This window comes from Streptomyces sp. NPDC036984 (genome assembly GCF_055607665.1).
The window spans coordinates 275610-292199 of the sequence record NZ_JBVJRL010000007.1 but is presented as its reverse complement, the minus strand read 5'-3'; the positions used below and the strand labels follow the sequence as shown (position 1 = coordinate 292199).

Genomic DNA, 16590 nt, shown 5'->3' with positions numbered 1-16590 from the left:
CCCCCTAGGTGTCGCACTCCAGCACAGTCCGGCACAACCCGCACCGCGCCCGTACTCGCCCCCGTACCGGCACCCTGATCCGCTGGTGGCAGGTCGGGCAGGGGAAGGAGACCCGGAGTTGCCCGGCGGGGTCGGGAACGAAGGAGTAGGGAGCCGACGGCGGGGCGCCGGAGGCGTGCCGGCGGTCGTGGGCGTAGCGGCGGCGGCCCGCCCAGCCGGCCCCGGTCAGCGGCGGCTGCTGCTCGTCCCGGCGGGCCTGGCCCATCCCCTTGACGTAGGCGGTGTATGCCTGCGGGCTGGTGAACCACACGGACGGGTCCTCGTCGAAGAGCAGGGCCCGCTTGGCCAGGACGTAACCGAACTCCTCCGGGGTGAGATAGCCGAGCTTCTGCGACGAGACCCCGTCCTCCCGGTAGGCGTCCAGCAGCAGCCAGCCCGCGCCCAGGTAGGTCGTCGCCGTGTCCGTGAGGATCTCGTTCTCCGCCGTGGTGGCGAACGAGAGGTCCAGGCGGTGCAGATAGACGTGCGCCACCTCATGGGCGAGCGCCGCGCCGATGTCCCTGCGGTGGGTGCGGAAGCGGTCGTTCAGCTCCACGAAGTACTCGGGGCCCGCCGCCAGTTCGACGTTCGCCGCGTGAGTCATCTCCCGGAAGCCGACGATCACCCGCGCGTCCGGCAGCCGGAAGTGCCGCACGATCTCCCGGGCCACGCGCTGCGCGCCCAGATACAGGTCGTCGGTGTCGCAGAAGGCCACCTCGGCGGGGGCCACGCTGGCCGAGAACATCTGGATGGTGTCGCGGGACAGGCGCCGGTACAGCGCGGTGACGGCGGCCCGCACCGTCTCCAGGTGCGGGTAGCCGTGCTCGACCGGTTTGCCGTTCGCCACGTCGGCACCCCCAAAGACGCCGGAACTCCTCCTCCACTGTAGGCGGGACCCCTGACGGGAGGCGGGAAAGGCAGCCGGTCACACGGGCAGCAGACGGGGCGCCGGAAGGTCCGGGTCCGCCTCCTGGAGCTCCAGCAGCCACACCTCGTTCCCGCCCTGCCGCAACACCGGCCCGGGCACGTACAGCGCCCGCTGGGGGCCGGCCGACCAGTAGCGGCCCAGGCCGAAGCCGTTGATCCAGACGAAACCGCGCGTCCAGCCGGGCAGCTCCAGCCGGGCGTCCCCGGCCCCGCGGACCGTGACCGTGCCCCGGTACAGCCCCGGCGCACCCTCCCCCGGCAGCGCGCCGAAGGGCACCGCGCCCACTCCGCCGGCGAACGCGTCCAGATCCAGCCCACGCGCGCGTACCCCGTGCAGATACTGCCGCTCGTGCAGGATGCCTCCGGTGACGCCCTTCGGCTCGCCCAGCCGCGGACCGTAGTTCACCCGTCCCAGGGACTCCGCCCACAGCTCCACGCGCGCGGGGCCCGCGACCGGCTCCTTCAGCCGCGGCTCCTCCTCGGTGAGCACCCCGGCCCGCTCACCGTCGACGTACACCGCCGCCAGATCCCGCAGCCCGCGCACGGTCAGCGGGTACGGCCGGCGCGGTCCGGGCACGTCCACCGTGTAGCGCACGAGGCCCCGGGTGACGCCCAGTTCCTCGAAGGCGGGCGGCATCGGGGACACCGTCTCCGCGCCGCCCAGCGCCTCCAGCACGCCGGCCAGGGGCGCCCAGTCCGTGAGCGCGGCCTCGGCCGGGGCGCCCAGCACGGCGGGCCGCGGCGGCAGGCCGGGCAGCGGGCCCGGGTGGTACGCGGACAGCACCTCGCGGAAGCGCCAGAACTTCTCCGTGGGCCGGCCGTACTCGTCCACGGGCGCGTCGTAGTCGTACGAGGTCACATCCGGCTCCAGCGGGCCTTCGTGCAGCTCGCCGCCGCCCCGGTTGGCGCCCGCCCAGCCCCCGAAGCTCGTGCCGCCGTGCGCCATGTAGAGGTTCACCGACGCCCCGCACTCCAGGATCTCCCGCAGTTCCTCCGCGGCCTCGGCCGGATCCCGTACGACGTGCTCGCCGGACCAGTGGTCGAACCAGCCGCACCAGAACTCCATGCACATCAGCGGGCCGTTCGGGCGGTGGCGGCGCAGCGTGCCGAACGCCTCGCGCGCGTGGGAGCCGAAGTTCACCGTGGCGAGCACCCCGGGCAGCGAGCCCCCGGTCAGCATGTGGTCCTCGGGACCGTCCGAGGTGAACAGCGCAGCGGTGACCCCCTCGTCGCGCAGCAGGCCGGCCAGCTCCTCAAGATAGCCGGTGTCACTGCCGTAGCTGCCGTACTCGTTCTCCACCTGGACCATGATCACGGGACCGCCGCGGTCCAGCTGCCGGGGCACGATCTCGGGCAGCAGCCGGCGGAACCAGTTCCGGACGTGGAACATGTAGCGCTCGTCACGCGTACGCGCGCGCGTGCCCGGCTCGCCCGTCAGCCAGGCCGGCAGCCCGCCGTTCTCCCACTCGGCGCAGATGTACGGCCCCGGTCGCACGATCGCCCACAGACCCGCCTCGCGGACCGCGTCGAGGAACCGGCCGACCGCCTGCACGTCCCGGAACGTCCCCGGGCGCGGCTGGTGCAGATTCCACGGGACGTACGTCTCCACGCAGTTCAGGCCCATCGCCCGCAGCATCGCCAGCCGGTGCCCCCACTGCGCCTCGTGCACCCGGAAGTAGTGCAGCGCCCCGGACAGCAGCCGCACCGGGCGCCCGTCCAGCAGGAACTCGGATCCCCCCACCGAAAACTCGCTCATGCGCCTTCCCCCCACGCGACCTCGCTCATGCGCTCCAGCCTCACCCCTTCCGGCGATCAGCACCATGGACGAAGATCGGCGCTGCTTGGACAAAAACGCGCCGCACAGCACGCCGGGAGGAGCGCCGATGTACCAGACCTGGATGCGGTTCTTCAGCCCCGGCCCCGCCCACCACCGCCTCGGCCTGGTCTGCCTCGGCGTCGGTCTCCAGCACGGCGCGCTGCCCACGGTCGGCCCGCGCACCCTCGACCACCACGTGGCCGTGGTGATCAGCTCGGGCCGCGGCTGGTACCGGGGCGCCGACGGCCGCCGTACGACCGTCACCGCGCCCGCGCTGCTCTGGCTCACCCCCGGCGTGCCCCACCACTACGCGCCCGATGCGGACACCGGCTGGGACGAGGGCTTCGTCGACTTCGCCGGGCCCGCCACGGCGGCCTACCGCGACCTCGGCTACATCGAACCCGACCGGCCCGTCGTCCCGCTCTCCGACGCCGCCGGCCCCCGCACGGTCATCGCCCGCATCGCCCGCGCCGCCCGCCGCGGCAACCCGCTGCTCGAGGTGGAGACCGGCGCCGCCGTCCACGAACTCCTCGTCGCCCTGCGCAGGGCCCGCGCCGACCTCGCCCCCGACGGCGACCAGGTGCTCACGGCCCTGGCCCGGGACGCCTGCACCCGGCTGAGCGTCGCCGACCACGCCGCCCGGCACGGCATGAGCACCGCCGAGCTGCGCGGCGCGGTCCGCCGGGCGGCCGGGTGCAGCCCCAAGGACTATCTGCTCGGCATCCGTCTCGGCCGGGCCAAGGAACTCCTCGCCGGCACGGATCTGCCCGTCGCGGCCGTCGCCCGCCGTGTCGGCTACGACGACCCCGCCTACTTCTCCCGGCTGTTCACCCGCCGGGTGGGCCTCGCCCCCGTCCGGTTCCGGGCCCAGCAGGGCCGCAGCGTCCCCGGAGGCTGGAGCGACCGCGTTCCGGATCCCGGCGATCCGCCGATGATCCAGTCTCCGGACACCCCGTAGGGCCCGGCCCCTGCAGCGCATAGGGTTGACCCTCATGACCACCAGCAACACCGGGACCGGTGCCGTGGACCCCGAGGTCCGCCAGGAACTGGAGCGGCTGCGCGACAGCATCGACAACATCGACGCGGCCGTCGTCCACATGCTCGCCGAGCGTTTCAAGGCCACCCAGCAGGTGGGCCGGCTCAAGGCGCTGCACCAGCTGCCGCCCGCCGACCCGGCCCGTGAGGCCCGGCAGATCGAACGGCTGCGCCGCCTCGCCGAGAACGCCAAGCTCGATCCTGCGTTCGCCGAGAAGTTCCTGAACTTCATCATCGCCGAGGTGATCCGGCACCACGAGCGGATCGCCGAGGACACCCAGAACGGGCAGCCGGCGGACCAGGACTGACCGGCGCGCGCGGGAACGGCCCGGCAGGCGCACGCGAGCGGGGGCAGGTCGGCGCACTCGGCACGGGGCTGACCGGGGAACCGACGCGGGGCGCACGCGGGGGACAAATGCCGTGTACCGATCCACCCCTGTGCGCTGTCGGTCCTATCAGGCAGCATGGCCTGCATGTCCGTACTCACGCGCGGCGAAGCGCAGCTCCGAGCACAGTTCCTCGACGTCCACCGGTACACGGTCGAACTGGACCTCACGACCGGTGACGAGACCTTCGACTCCCGTACCGAGATCCGGTTCACCGCCCGGTCCGACGGGGACACGTTCGTCGAGCTGAAGCCCGCCGAGCTGCGCAGCGTCACGCTCGACGGACAGCCGCTCGACCCCGAGTCGCTGAGCGAGGACCGGCTGCCGCTGAAGAACCTCGGCGCCGGCGAGCACGAGCTACGCGTCCACGCGGTCATGCGCTACTCCCGCACCGGCGAGGGCATGCACCGCTTCACCGACCCGAGCGACGGCGAGACGTACGTCTACACGCAGATGTTCATGGACGACGTCCAGCGCATCTTCGCCGCCTTCGACCAGCCCGACCTGAAAGCCGTCTTCGAGGTCTCCGTGAAGGCGCCCGCGGGCTGGACCGTCCTCGCCAACGGCGTCACCGAGCACCGCGGCGACGGCCTCTGGCAGGCCGCGCCCACCCCGCTGATCCCCACCTACCTGGTCGCCGTCGCCGCCGGCCCGTGGCACTCGGTGCGCACCGAGCACCGCGGGCTGCCCTTCGGCATCCACTGCCGCCGCTCGCTCGCGCCCCACCTCGACGTCGACGCCGACGAGATCTTCGACATCACGCGCGCGTGCTTCGACCGCTACCACGAGAAGTTCGAGGAGCCGTACCCCTTCGACTCCTACGACCAGGCGTTCGTCCCGGAGTTCAACGCGGGCGCCATGGAGAACCCGGGCCTGGTCACCTTCCGCGACGACTTCGTCTACCGCTCCGCCGTCACAGACACCGAGCGGCAGACCCGCGCCATGGTCATCGCGCACGAGATGGCCCACATGTGGTTCGGCGACCTCGTCACCCTCAAGTGGTGGGACGACATCTGGCTGAACGAGTCCTTCGCCGAGTACATGGGCTACCAGACCACCGCCGAGGCCACCCGCTTCACCGACCCCTGGACCGAGTTCGGCGTCACCCGCAAGGCCTGGGGCTACGACGCCGACCAGCGGCCCACCACCCACCCGGTCGCCCCCGAGAACGTCGACGACACGGCCTCCGCCCTGCTTAACTTCGACGGCATCTCCTACGCCAAGGGCGCCTCCGCACTGCGCCAGCTGGCCGCCTGGCTCGGCGAGAAGGACTTCCTCGCCGGCATCAACACCCACTTCAAGCGGCACAAGTTCGGCAACGCCACCCTCGCCGACTTCATCGACTCGCTCGCCTCGGCCACCGACCGCGACGTGCACGCCTGGGCCGAGAGCTGGCTGCGCACCACCGGCGTCGACACGCTCACCCCGGTGATCGCCGCCGCCGAGGGCACCTGCACGCTGACCGCCGACCGCGCGGGCAGCCGCCCGCACCGCCTCAGCGCCGGCCTGTACGACCACGATGTCGCCGACGAGGGCCGGCTGGTGCTGCGCGAGCGCATCGACCTCGACGTCCCGCAGGCCGCCCCGCAGCCCATCGGCAAGCGTCCCGCGCTGGTCCTCCTCAACGACGGCGACCTCACCTACGCCAAGGTCCGCTTCGACGCCTCGTCCTTCGAGACGATCCGCACCAGCCTGTCCGGCCTGCCCGACCCGCTCACCCGCGCGGTGGTCTGGAACGCCCTCAGGGACGCCGTCCGCGACGGCGAACTCCCGCCCGTCGCCTACCTGGAGACGGCCCGCGCCCACCTGCCCCGCGAGACGGACCTGGCCCTCGCCCAGGGTGTCCTCGCCTTCGCCGTCGATCAGCTCACCGAGCAGTACCTGGCGCCCCAGGACCGCCCGGCCGCCCTGGCCACCCTCACCTCGCTCTGCCGCGACCTGCTGCGCCGCACCGAGGACGGCGACCACCCCGGCCTCCGGCTGATCGCCGTACGGCACCTGATCAGCGTGGCCGCCCACCCGGAGACCATCGCCGCCTGGCTCGCCGACGGCACGGTGCCCGGCGGACCGGAACTCGACCCGGAGCTGCGCTGGCGCATCCTCGCCCGGCTCGCCGTGCTCGGCGCCACCGACGAGGCCGCCATCGCCGCCGAACTGGACCGCGACCCGAGCGCCACCGGCCAGGAGGGCGCCGCCCGCTGCCGGGCCGCGCTGCCCGACGCGGAGGCCAAGCGCGCGGCCTGGGAGGCGATGTTCACCGGCGACGACCTGTCCAACTACCTCTTCAGGGCCACCGCACAGGGCTTCTGGCAGCCCGAACAGGCCGAGCTGGTACGCGCGTACGTGCCGCGCTTCTACGAGGACGCGGTCGCCCTCGCCGCCCGCCGCGGTCCCGCCATCGCCGTCGCCGTCGGCCGCTACTGCTTCCCGGCCCACGCCGTCGACGCCGAGAACCTGCGGCTCGGCGAGGCATGCCTGCGCGACGCCGACCTCACCCCGGCCCTGCGGCGCACCCTCGCCGACCGGCTGGACGACCTGTCCCGCGCGCTGCGGGTGCGCGGCGAGCAGGAGGCGGAGCAGGAGGCGGAGTAGGTCCGGCGACGTAGGACGCGGCTGGTCCCTGCCGACGATGCGGCGGGCCGGCCGGCCTTCCTAGGCTCGGGCGGTCAGTGATCGACCGAGCCTGTGGAGGCAGCACCATGATCGTAGTGACCGGCGCGACCGGCAACGTCGGCCGTGCCCTCGTCGACCGTCTCCTCGCCGCGGGGCAGCCCGTCCGGGCGCTGACCCGCGACCCGCGGCGGGCCGCGCTGCCCGAGGCGGCCGAGGTGGTGCGGTTCCGACCCGACGACCCCGCCGCCCTGTTCGCCGGCGCGGCACAGCTCTTCCTGTACGCGCAGGCCGGCACCGCGCCGCTGCTGGAGGCGGCCCGTGCGCACGGGGTGCGGCACGTCGTCCTGCTCTCCAGCGGCATCATCCAGGAGGGTGCCGACGAGACCCACCCCATCCACGTCATGCACGCCACCGTCGAGCGGCAGATCCGCGACAGCGGGCTCGCCTGGACCTTCCTGCGCCCCAACGCGTTCGCCACCAACGCGCTCCAGTGGGCGCCGCAGATCCGGGAGGGCGACACCGTCCGGGGCGTCTTCGCCGACGGGCTCTTCGCACCCATCCACGAGGACGACATCGCGGCCGTCGCCGAGCGCGTCCTGCTCGACGGCGGGCACGAGGGGGCCGTGCACCGGCTGACCGGACCCGGCGCGACCAGCAACGCCGACCAGGTCGCGACGATCGGGGAGGCGCTCGGCAGGAAGCTGACGTTCGTGGAGACCGACCCCGCCGAGGTGGGTCCGGAGCTGTTCCCGCACGTGCCGCCGCCCATGCTCGAACGGCTGCTGGCGAGTTTCGCGGAGACCGTCGGGGTGCCCCCGGAGATCACCGGCACGGTGGAGGAGCTCACCGGCGCCCCGGCCCGCAGCTTCGCCCAGTGGGCCCGGGACCACGCCGGGGACTTCCGGGCATAGGCCCCGAGCGGCCCCAACGCCTCTTCCCGGTAAGGCAGTACACACTTTCGGGTTCCGTTCGCCGGGCTTTCGGGACACAGGGCTCTCTTCCGGTACAAGCTGGAACTCCACCCACAGTCGGAACCCGCGGGCCCCGAAAGCCCGCCGGACGTTCCCCTGCCCGGAGGAGAGCCCATGAGCCTGCCGCCCCTCGCCTCCGGCCCCGCCGGCCCCGACGCCCTGCGGCCCCTCCTCGGTACCGTGCTCGACGCGCTCGAAGCCGGCGGCCGCGAGCGCGGCGGACCGCTGCCCGGCGGCGGACCGGAGGACGTCGCCGCACGTGTCGCCGACGCCCTCGGGGACGTCCTGCCGGACACCGGCGACCCCGACGCGCTGCGCACGCTCGTGCACGCCCTCGCCGCGGGCGCCGCCGACCCCGCCGACCCGCTGTGCGCGGCCCATCTGCACTGCCCGCCGCTCGCCGTGGCCACCGCCGCCGACCTCGCCGCGAGCGCCCTCAACCCGTCCCTGGACTCCTGGGACCAGGCGCCGGCAGCCTCCGCCCTGGAGGCCGCGGTCACCCGCACCCTCGCCCGCACGACCGGCCTCGCCGACGCCCTCGTCACCACCGGAGGCACCGAGTCCAACCAGCTCGCCCTGCTGCTCGCCCGCGAGGCGCACGGCGCCGGCGTGCGCCTGGTGTGCGGCGCGGGCGCCCACCACTCGCTGCCGCGCGCCGCCTGGCTGCTCGGCCTGCCCGACCCGGTCGTCATCCCGGCGCCGAACGGCACCCTGGACCCGGCCGCCCTCGACCAGGCCCTCACCTTCCTCCCCGGCCCGCTGCTGGTCGCCGCCACCGCCGGCACCACCGACGCCGGACTCATCGACCCGCTGCCCGAGATCGCCGGCCTGTGCACCGCCCACGGCGCCCGGCTGCACATCGACGCGGCCTACGGCGGCGGCCTCCTCTTCAGCGACCGGCACCGCGACAAACTCGCCGGCCTCGAAGCCGCCCACACCGTCACCCTCGACCTGCACAAGCTGGGCTGGCAGCCGGTCGCCGCCGGACTCCTCGCCGTCGCCCGCCCGCACGAGCTCGCCGCGCTCCACCAGCGCGCCGACTATCTGAACGCCGACGACGACACCGACGCCGGCCTGCCCGACCTGCTCGGCCGCTCCCTGCGCACCACCCGCCGCCCCGACATCCTGAAGATCGCCGTCACCCTGAAGACGCTGGGCCGCGGCGGGCTCGGCGCCCTGGTCGACCAGGTCTGCACCCGGGCCCGCGAGTTCGCCGCACTGATCCGCGAGCACCCCGGCTTCGAGCTGTACGACCGGCCCGTCATCAGCACCGTCCTGTTCCGCCCGGCCGCCGCCGACGACGCCGCCGTGGTCGCCGTACGCCGGCGGCTGCTGCACGAGGGCCGGGCCGTCCTCGGCAGGGCCCGGCTCGACGGCCGGCTCTGGCTCAAGGCCACCGTCCTCAACCCCCACACCCGGCCGGACGACCTGGCCCACCTGCTCAAACTCGCCGAACTCGCCGAACTCGCCGAAGGAAGCACCCCCGGATGACCCACCCTCCACGCCACGAGCCGGCCTGCCCGCGCGACCTGGTCGGCATCGGCATCGGCCCGTGCAACCTCTCCCTCGCCGCGCTCGCCCACCCGCTCGCCGGACTCGACGCCGTCTTCTACGAGCAGCGCCCCGGCTTCGACTGGCACCCCGGGCTGCTCATCGAGGGCGCCACCGTCCAAGTGCCGTTCCTCGCCGACCTGGTGACCCTCGCCGACCCCACCAGCCCCTGGAGCTTCCTCAACTACCTCAAGGCCCGCGAGCGGCTCTTCCCCTTCTACTTCGCCGAGCGCTTCCACATCCAGCGCGCCGAGTACGACGCCTACTGCCGCTGGGTCGCCGAAGCGCTGCCCGGACTGCGCTTCCGCCACCAGGTCGACGCCGTCCGCTGGAACCCCGAACGGGACCTGTTCGAGGTCGACTTCACCCAGCTCGACGCCGTCGGCGAGGCCGAGGCCCTCGGCCGTACGTACACGCGCAACATCGTCCTCGGCGTGGGCACCGCCCCCTACGTGCCCGACCCGCTGCGGCCCCTGGCCGACGCGTCCGGTGTGCCCGTCGTCCACGCCGCCGACTACCTGGAGCACCGCGACACCGTCCTCGCCGCCGGGCATGTGACCGTCGTCGGCTCGGGTCAGTCCGGCGCCGAGGTCTTCCTGGACCTGCTCCGGCACCGCCCGGCCGGCCGGGAGAAGCTGCACTGGATCGGCCGTACCGAGGCGTTCGCGCCGATGGAGTACTCCAAGCTGGGCCTGGAGCACTTCACGCCCGACTACACGCGCTACTTCCACGCCCTCGCCGAGCCCGTCCGGGACCGGCTGGTCGCCGCCCAGTGGCAGCTGCACAAGGGCATCGACGCCGGCACCCTCGCCGCCATCCACGACGAGCTGTACCGGCGCACCCTGCACGGCGGCTGGCCGGACGCCGTCCTCACCCCCGGCGTCCGCGTCCGCACCGCCGGCCGGATCGCCACCACCAGGATCGAGCTGCATCTGGAGCACCTCCAGCAGGGCAGCCGCTCCCGGCTCACCACCGACGCCGTGGTCCTCGCCACCGGATATCGCGAACGCCCCCTCGGCCGCATCCTCGCCGGGCTCGACCCCTACATCCGCCGCGACAGCAGCGAACGCCCGCGCATCGACGAGGAGTTCCGGCTCGTCCTGGACCCCTCGGTCACCGGCTCGGTCTACGTCCAGAACGCCGAGCTGCACACACACGGCGTCGGCGCCCCGGACCTGGGCCTCGCCGCCTGGCGCAGCGCGACCATCCTCAACTCGCTCACCGGCAAAGAGCCGTATCCGCTGCCGCTGCGCACGGCCTTCACGTCGTTCGGGCTCGAGGAGCCGGCGGCCCGGCTGCCGCAGGTCCGGCGGCCGAGACGGCTCACACCGCTCGTCGAGGGAAGGTGAGCGGCAGGGACCGGAACAAGCCGGCCGACGGCGGTGTTGGTGCGTGCCATGAACACGACTTGGATCGCCGCCCACCGCACCGCCGTCATCAGCCCCGACGAGCCGTTCCACCTCTTCGCACCGCGCGGCTTCGCCGACCAGACCCTGAGACAGTCCCTGCGCCTGGCCGGAGGAGGTGAGGCGGTACGGATCATCCTCGGCAACCGCTACGGCAGGGAACCCGTCGAGATCGGCGGAGCGCACCTCGCCACCCGCACCACCGGCCACGGCATCGACCCCGCGACCGGCATCACGCTCACCTTCGAGGGGAGCCCCACCGCCAAGATCCCGGCCGGCGGGGAACTCGTCAGTGATCCGGTCGAGCGGCCCGTCACCGCGGGGCAGGAACTCACCGTCACCCTCCACCTGCCCGGTGACACCGGCCCGACCGCCTACTCGGGGGTGCCCTACGACCTCGGCCACGCCGCGCCCGGCGACCAGCTGTCCGCCGAGCGCCTGCGGGACGCCGAGGAGGTGCCGACCGGCCACTTCGGGATCGGCGCCGACGTCCGGGCCCCCGAGGGCACGCGCATCGCCGTCGCCTTCGGCGACTCCTGGATCGAGGGCGCGGCGACCACCCCGGGTCGCGACAACAGCTTCCCGGCCCAGCTCAGCCGCCGCCTCGGCCGGGGCTGGATCGTGGGCCGGGGCATCTCCGGCAACCGGCTGCTCACCGACGGGATCGGCGAACACCTGCTCGCCCGCATCGACCATGACGTCCTCGCCGTCCCCGGCGTCAGCCACGTCCTGGTCCACATCGGCCTGAACGACCTCGGTCAGCCCGGCTTCCTCGCCCACCCCGAACCGGCCGAGGGTCCCGCCGCGGCCGACCTCATCGCCGGGCTCACCACCCTCGCCGAGCGGCTGCGCGCTGCCGGCCTCACCGTCATCGGCTCCACTCTCGGCCCGTACCGGGGCACGGTCTACGAGGGCTACGACACCGAGGACGGCCAGGCCGTACGGCGCGAGGTCAACACCTGGCTGCTCGGCGACGCGCACCCCTTCGACGCGGTCGTGGACGTCGCCGCCGCCGTCGCGGACCCGGCCGAACCGGACCGCATCCGCGCGGAGTTCGACAGCGGCGACGGCCTGCACGTCAACGACGCCGGCGCGAAGGCGATCGCCGACGCCGTGGACGTGACCCTGCTGGACCTCTAGAACACCGGCGTGCCGTTGCGCACCAGCTTCCAGTCCACCGACGCGAAGTCCTTCGGGTCCAGGACGCCCTTCGCGGTCACCCACTCGGCGATCCGGGTGCGGATCTCCGTCGACTCCGACCACAGCTCCTTGGCGGTGGCGACGTGCGGGAAGGCGCCGCCGCCGTTGGCACGGTAGTTGTTCACCGCGAGCACGAACTGCTGGGCGTCGTCCAGCGCAGCCCCGTTGAAGGTGAGGTTCTTGATCCGCGACCCGGCCGGCTGGGCGATGTCGATGTCGTAGCCCAGGCCCGAGACGTAGTCGTAGTTGTAGTCCGGGCGGTTGTTCGCATTGGTCAGCTTGTCGACGTCGACCGGCGCGCCGGCGGCCGTCTGGACGTAGTACTCCGCCGAGTACTCCAGGTAGGCGCGGACCTGGGCGCCGGTCAGCAGCTTGGCGACCAGCGTGTTGTCGTACACGTACAGGCCGGAGAGGTCCCGGATGGTGACATCGCCGGCCGGGATCTCGGAGGTCCGGGAGAACGGCGAGGCCTGGGCGATCACCGGCAGCGAGGCGTACTCGGTGCCCGCGAGCGCGGCCTTGACCACGTCCTCCTGCACCCTGGTGATCAGGTCGATGATCGGGGCGTCCTTGTAGCGGGCGTCGACGGTCGTCAGGGTCTCGGTCGCGCGGCCGACGACCTGGTTGACGTACGCGACGACCTTCTTGTGCTCGTCGGTGAGCAGCCGGGTGATCTCCGGGTCGTCGGCGACGGAGTTGGAGTTGCGCAGGGAGGCGGAGACCGACTCGACCTCCCACTTGCCCTTGCTGAACACCAGCTCGATGTCGAAGAGGGTGAGCCGCTCGGCGTAGCACAGCGGCTCGGAGAGCACGACGGTCTTGCCGGTCTGCTCGTTGACGACCTTCAGCTCCGGGATCTCCACGTGCGCGTGGCCGACCAGGATCGCGTCGATGCCGGGCACCTGCTTGGCGACGTTGGCCGCCGCGTTCTCCACGTACGGCACCTGGTCGCCGTACGACGACGTGCCCGAGGAGCCGGAGTGCGCCGAGACGACGACCACGTCCGCGCCCATCGACCGCAGCTTCGGCACCCACTTGGCGGCCTGCTCCTCCAGACCCGGGAACGCCAGCTTGCCCTGGACGTAGGCCTTGTCCCAGATCGCGATGCCCGGGTTGGTCAGGCCGAGGACGGCGACCTTGACCGGCTTGGCGCCCGGCACGTGGAACGTCTTCATGAAGTAGGCCGGGAAGGCGGGCTTCAGCGTCTTCGCGTCCACGGCGTTGGCGCCGAGCAGCGGGAAGTCGAGCTGGTCCTCGAACTTCCGCAGCGTCTCGATGCCGTAGTTGAACTCGTGGTTGCCGAGGGCCGCCGCGTCGTAGCCGATCGCGTTCATCGCCTGCGCCATCGGGTGCACCGGGCCGCCCTTGGCGGTGATCGGGTCGACCTTGGCGTAGTAGTAGGCCAGCGGGGTGCCCTGGATGGTGTCACCGGCGTCCAGGAGCAGCGTGTTGCAGCGGCCCTTCTCCTTCCGCACCTGCTTGACCAGGGTGGAGATACGGGCGAGGCCCATCGCGTTGCCCGCCTTGTCGGCGTACTCCGCGTCCTTGAAGTAGTCCCAGTTGAAGACGTGGCCGTGCAGGTCGGTGGTGCCCATGACGGTCAGCGAGTACCGCTTCACGGGGTGCCCGGGCTTGCCGGCCTCCGCCGCCTCGGCCGCCGGAGCCGCCGCCGCACCGGCGACCGCCACTCCTGCCCCGGTGGCTGCGGACTTCTTCAGGAACTTCCGGCGGTTCAACGGCATCTTCAGGTCTCCTTGGCGCATGGTTCAACAACGCGCGTAGATTCTGACCTGAGCATGACCTACGGCAACAGGGCCGGGAGGTTGCGATCTGGTGACCATCGCTCATAGGAGCGGGCGGCCGCACAATTCAACACTTGTCAATAACCCTTTGCCCAAAGTCTGTTGTGTGGCCATTCGGCGCCAATTCTCTACCCACGGGTAGGGCCTAGGCTCGAACCATGCGCCGAGCAAAGATCGTCTGTACATTGGGGCCCGCCACCGACTCGTACGACCAGATCAAGGCATTGGTCGAGGCCGGAATGGACGTTGCCCGGTTCAACCTCAGCCACGGCACGCACGCCGAGCACGAGGAGCGCTATCAGCGCGTGCGGAAGGCGGCCGACGAAACCGGCCGCAGTGTCGGAATCCTCGCCGACCTTCAGGGTCCGAAGATCCGGCTCGGCCGTTTCGCCGAAGGACCGGTACTCCTTGAACGCGGCGACACCTTCACCATCACCGTGGAGGAGGGCGTCGAGGGCGACCGCAACCGGTGCGGCACCACCTACGCCGGCCTCGCCGCCGACGTCACCGCCGGCGAGCGCATCCTCGTGGACGACGGCAAGGTCTGCCTGGAGGTCACCGAGGTCGACGGTCCCCGTGTGCACACCCGGGTGGTGGAGGGCGGTGTCGTCTCCGACCACAAGGGCCTGAACCTCCCCGGCGTCGCCGTCTCCGTCCCCGCCCTCTCGAAGAAGGACGAGGACGACCTGCGCTGGGCGCTGCGCACCGGCTTCGACGTGATCGCCCTCTCCTTCGTCCGCAGCGGCGGCGACGCCGCCGACGTACACCGGATCATGGCCGAGGAGGGCCGCCGCCTCCCGGTGATCGCCAAGGTCGAGAAGCCGCAGGCGGTGGAGAACCTCGACGGCATCGTGGCCGCCTTCGACGGGCTCATGGTCGCGCGCGGCGATCTCGGCGTGGAGATGCCGCTGGAGCAGGTGCCGATCGTCCAGAAGCGCGCCATCAAGCTCGCCAGGCGCAACGCCAAGCCGGTGATCGTCGCCACCCAGATGCTGGACTCGATGATCGGGAACTCCCGGCCGACCCGCGCCGAGGCCTCCGACGTCGCCAATGCGGTCCTGGACGGCACGGACGCGGTGATGCTCTCCGGCGAGACCAGCGTCGGCACCTACCCGGTCGAGACCGTGCGCACCATGGCGAAGATCGTCGCGGCGGCGGAGGAGGACATGCTGGCGGGGGGCCTGCCGCCGCTGACCGAGCGGAACAAACCGCGCACCCAGGGCGGCGCGGTCGCCCGGGCCGCCGCCGAGATGGGCGACTTCCTCGGCGCGAAGTTCCTGGTGGCCTTCACCCAGTCGGGAGACACCGCGCGCCGGCTCTCCCGCTACCGCTCGCCGATCCCGCTGCTCGCCTTCACCCCGGAGCCGGCCACCCGCTCCCAGCTCAGCCTGACCTGGGGAGCGGAGACCTTCCTCGGTCCCCACGTGGACTCCACGGACGCCATGGTCGACCAGGTGGACGAGCTGCTGCTGCAGTACGGCCGCTGCGAGAAGGGCGACGTCGTGGTGATCACGGCGGGCTCACCGCCCGGTGTCTCCGGCTCGACCAACATGGTCCGGGTGCACCACATCGGCGAGGACGACAGCCCGAAGTAACAGTGCTGCCTCGGCTTGGAGGCGATGTAGCCGTCGCCCAGGTGGAGACCCAGCAGGTAGGCGTATGCCGGATCTTCCGGGATTCCCGGCGTGTCCCGGCGTCGGATGCAGGGCGGTGTTCGAGACAGCGGTTCCGGGTCAGCCAGCAGGTGATCGCATGTCGGGAGATGCTCATTTCCTTGCTGAGGGAGCTCAGGCTGCGGCCCTGCGCCACCAGCGCGAGGGCTCGTCTACGTGTACCGAGGTCGTACATGTGAAAACCCTGCGAGGCCGATCGCAGCGACACGCAGAAAAAGCGGATGTTCACGAGAACGTGAACGTCCGCTTTTTAAGGGAACCTTCGTTTCTTAGGAAAAGTACCCCGGGTCGGATTCGAACCGACGCTGGATGGTGTTTGAGACCATTGCCTCTACCGCTGGGCTACCGGGGCTCCCTTGAAAAGCAAGGTCGACGGGCACCCGCCGTGACCCCACCTTACCGTAGCTAGGTAGGCTCTTGTCAGCAGTACCCCTGCCCTGAACGAGGAGCCCCCGTGACCGCCGAGTCGCCCCAGCCCGTAGACGTGCCAGACGAGGACAAGTCGCACGTGCCTCCGCTGACGACCCGAGTCGTCATCGCCGAGGACGAGGCCCTGATCCGGCTGGACCTGAAAGAGATGCTGGAGGAGGAGGGGTACACCGTCGTCGGCGAGGCCGGGGACGGTGAGCAGGCCGTCGAGCTGGCCCGCGAGCACAAGCCGGACCTGGTCATCCTCGATGTGAAGATGCCCAAGCTGGACGGTATCTCCGCGGCCGAGAAGATCGCCGAGGAGTCCATCGCCCCGGTCCTGATGCTCACCGCGTTCTCGCAGCGCGACCTCGTCGAGCGCGCCCGGGACGCCGGTGCCATGGCGTACCTGGTGAAGCCCTTCAGCAAGAGCGACGTCGTCCCGGCGATCGAGATGGCCGTCTCCCGGTTCACCGAGCTGAAGCAGCTGGAGAAGGAGGTCGCCGACCTCACCCAGCGGCTGGAGACCCGCAAGCTGGTCGACCGTGCGAAGTCCGTCCTCCAGTCCGAGTACGGCCTGACCGAGCCGGCCGCCTTCCGCTGGATCCAGAAGACCTCCATGGACCGCCGCATGTCGATGCAGCAGGTCGCCGAGGCGGTCATCGCGGACAACGAGGAGAAGAAGGCCGCGAAGAAGGGCTGAACAACCCGGCTACGACGAGGCCCGCGCCCCCGGAGAAGAGGGGCGCGGGCCTCGTCGTGC

Annotated in this window: 12 protein-coding genes and 1 tRNA gene; 9 read left to right on the top strand and 4 right to left on the bottom strand. The window is 72.0% G+C overall.

Annotation, left to right across the window (positions count from 1 at the left end):
* Positions 1-4: 4 nt before the first annotated feature.
* Both ACZ7DL_RS16575 and ACZ7DL_RS16570 read right to left on the bottom strand, forming a co-directional pair.
* On the bottom strand, positions 5-886 hold the full coding sequence (locus ACZ7DL_RS16575; protein ID WP_470774865.1) for a hypothetical protein: 882 nt from the start codon (positions 884-886) through the stop codon (positions 5-7).
* 78 nt (positions 887-964) lie between these two features.
* Positions 965-2722, bottom strand: a complete 1758-nt coding sequence (locus ACZ7DL_RS16570; protein WP_470774864.1) for a glycoside hydrolase family 35 protein — start codon at positions 2720-2722, stop codon at positions 965-967.
* A 127-nt stretch (positions 2723-2849) separates the two neighbouring features.
* Between ACZ7DL_RS16570 and ACZ7DL_RS16565 the strand changes: the two genes are divergently transcribed.
* The 7 genes from ACZ7DL_RS16565 to ACZ7DL_RS16535 all read left to right on the top strand — a co-directional run bounded on the left by ACZ7DL_RS16565 (position 2850) and on the right by ACZ7DL_RS16535 (position 11884).
* Positions 2850-3740 (top strand): helix-turn-helix domain-containing protein, encoded by an 891-nt coding sequence (locus tag ACZ7DL_RS16565; RefSeq protein WP_470774863.1) that lies wholly within the window; start codon positions 2850-2852, stop codon positions 3738-3740.
* A gap of 34 nt (positions 3741-3774) precedes the next feature.
* Positions 3775-4125, top strand: a complete 351-nt coding sequence (locus ACZ7DL_RS16560) for a chorismate mutase (RefSeq protein WP_470774862.1) — start codon at positions 3775-3777, stop codon at positions 4123-4125.
* A gap of 165 nt (positions 4126-4290) precedes the next feature.
* The gene (pepN, locus tag ACZ7DL_RS16555; protein WP_470774861.1) at positions 4291-6795 is read left to right on the top strand and encodes an aminopeptidase N; all 2505 of its coding nucleotides are present in this window, start codon (positions 4291-4293) and stop codon (positions 6793-6795) included.
* 107 nt (positions 6796-6902) lie between these two features.
* Positions 6903-7727, top strand: a complete 825-nt coding sequence (locus tag ACZ7DL_RS16550; protein ID WP_470774860.1) for an NAD(P)H-binding protein — start codon at positions 6903-6905, stop codon at positions 7725-7727.
* A 174-nt stretch (positions 7728-7901) separates the two neighbouring features.
* Positions 7902-9278 (top strand): pyridoxal phosphate-dependent decarboxylase family protein, encoded by a 1377-nt coding sequence (locus ACZ7DL_RS16545; RefSeq protein WP_470774859.1) that lies wholly within the window; start codon positions 7902-7904, stop codon positions 9276-9278.
* Positions 9275-10687 carry a lysine N(6)-hydroxylase/L-ornithine N(5)-oxygenase family protein gene (locus ACZ7DL_RS16540; RefSeq protein WP_470774858.1) on the top strand — a complete coding sequence of 471 codons (1413 nt, stop codon included), beginning with the start codon at positions 9275-9277 and terminating at the stop codon, positions 10685-10687. Before ACZ7DL_RS16545 ends, ACZ7DL_RS16540 begins: the two co-directional genes overlap by 4 nt.
* A gap of 48 nt (positions 10688-10735) precedes the next feature.
* Positions 10736-11884, top strand: coding sequence for a GDSL-type esterase/lipase family protein (locus tag ACZ7DL_RS16535; RefSeq protein WP_470774857.1), 1149 nt, complete (start codon positions 10736-10738; stop codon positions 11882-11884).
* On the opposite strand, the gene ACZ7DL_RS16530 is transcribed toward ACZ7DL_RS16535, so the two are convergent.
* Complete coding sequence (locus tag ACZ7DL_RS16530; protein ID WP_470774856.1) at positions 11881-13686, bottom strand: bifunctional metallophosphatase/5'-nucleotidase; 1806 nt, start codon at positions 13684-13686, stop codon at positions 11881-11883. The genes ACZ7DL_RS16535 and ACZ7DL_RS16530 overlap by 4 nt on opposite strands.
* Before the next feature lie 218 nt (positions 13687-13904).
* Between ACZ7DL_RS16530 and pyk the strand changes: the two genes are divergently transcribed.
* Positions 13905-15341 (top strand): pyruvate kinase, encoded by a 1437-nt coding sequence (gene pyk / locus ACZ7DL_RS16525; RefSeq protein ID WP_470774855.1) that lies wholly within the window; start codon positions 13905-13907, stop codon positions 15339-15341.
* Between the two features lie 357 nt (positions 15342-15698).
* Here the strand turns inward: pyk and ACZ7DL_RS16520 are convergent.
* Positions 15699-15771 (bottom strand) — tRNA-Leu (locus ACZ7DL_RS16520).
* Positions 15772-15873: 102 nt separating this feature from the next.
* On the opposite strand from ACZ7DL_RS16520, the gene ACZ7DL_RS16515 reads away from it, so the two are divergent.
* Positions 15874-16530, top strand: a complete 657-nt coding sequence (locus ACZ7DL_RS16515) for an ANTAR domain-containing response regulator (RefSeq protein ID WP_470774854.1) — start codon at positions 15874-15876, stop codon at positions 16528-16530.
* Positions 16531-16590: the final 60 nt, after the last annotated feature.

Bases quoted from the DNA above. Each gene is read 5' to 3' on its own strand.
- ACZ7DL_RS16570 (WP_470774864.1), bottom strand. From the start codon at position 2,722: ATGAGCGAGTTTTCGGTGGGGGGATCCGAGTTCCTGCTGGACGGGCGC.
- pyk (WP_470774855.1), top strand. From the start codon at position 13,905: ATGCGCCGAGCAAAGATCGTCTGTACATTGGGGCCCGCCACCGACTCG.
- ACZ7DL_RS16545 (WP_470774859.1), top strand. From the start codon at position 7,902: ATGAGCCTGCCGCCCCTCGCCTCCGGCCCCGCCGGCCCCGACGCCCTG.
- ACZ7DL_RS16530 (WP_470774856.1), bottom strand. From the start codon at position 13,686: ATGCCGTTGAACCGCCGGAAGTTCCTGAAGAAGTCCGCAGCCACCGGG.
- pepN (WP_470774861.1), top strand. From the start codon at position 4,291: ATGTCCGTACTCACGCGCGGCGAAGCGCAGCTCCGAGCACAGTTCCTC.
- ACZ7DL_RS16550 (WP_470774860.1), top strand. From the start codon at position 6,903: ATGATCGTAGTGACCGGCGCGACCGGCAACGTCGGCCGTGCCCTCGTC.
- ACZ7DL_RS16560 (WP_470774862.1), top strand. From the start codon at position 3,775: ATGACCACCAGCAACACCGGGACCGGTGCCGTGGACCCCGAGGTCCGC.
- ACZ7DL_RS16535 (WP_470774857.1), top strand. From the start codon at position 10,736: ATGAACACGACTTGGATCGCCGCCCACCGCACCGCCGTCATCAGCCCC.
- ACZ7DL_RS16540 (WP_470774858.1), top strand. From the start codon at position 9,275: ATGACCCACCCTCCACGCCACGAGCCGGCCTGCCCGCGCGACCTGGTC.
- ACZ7DL_RS16565 (WP_470774863.1), top strand. From the start codon at position 2,850: ATGTACCAGACCTGGATGCGGTTCTTCAGCCCCGGCCCCGCCCACCAC.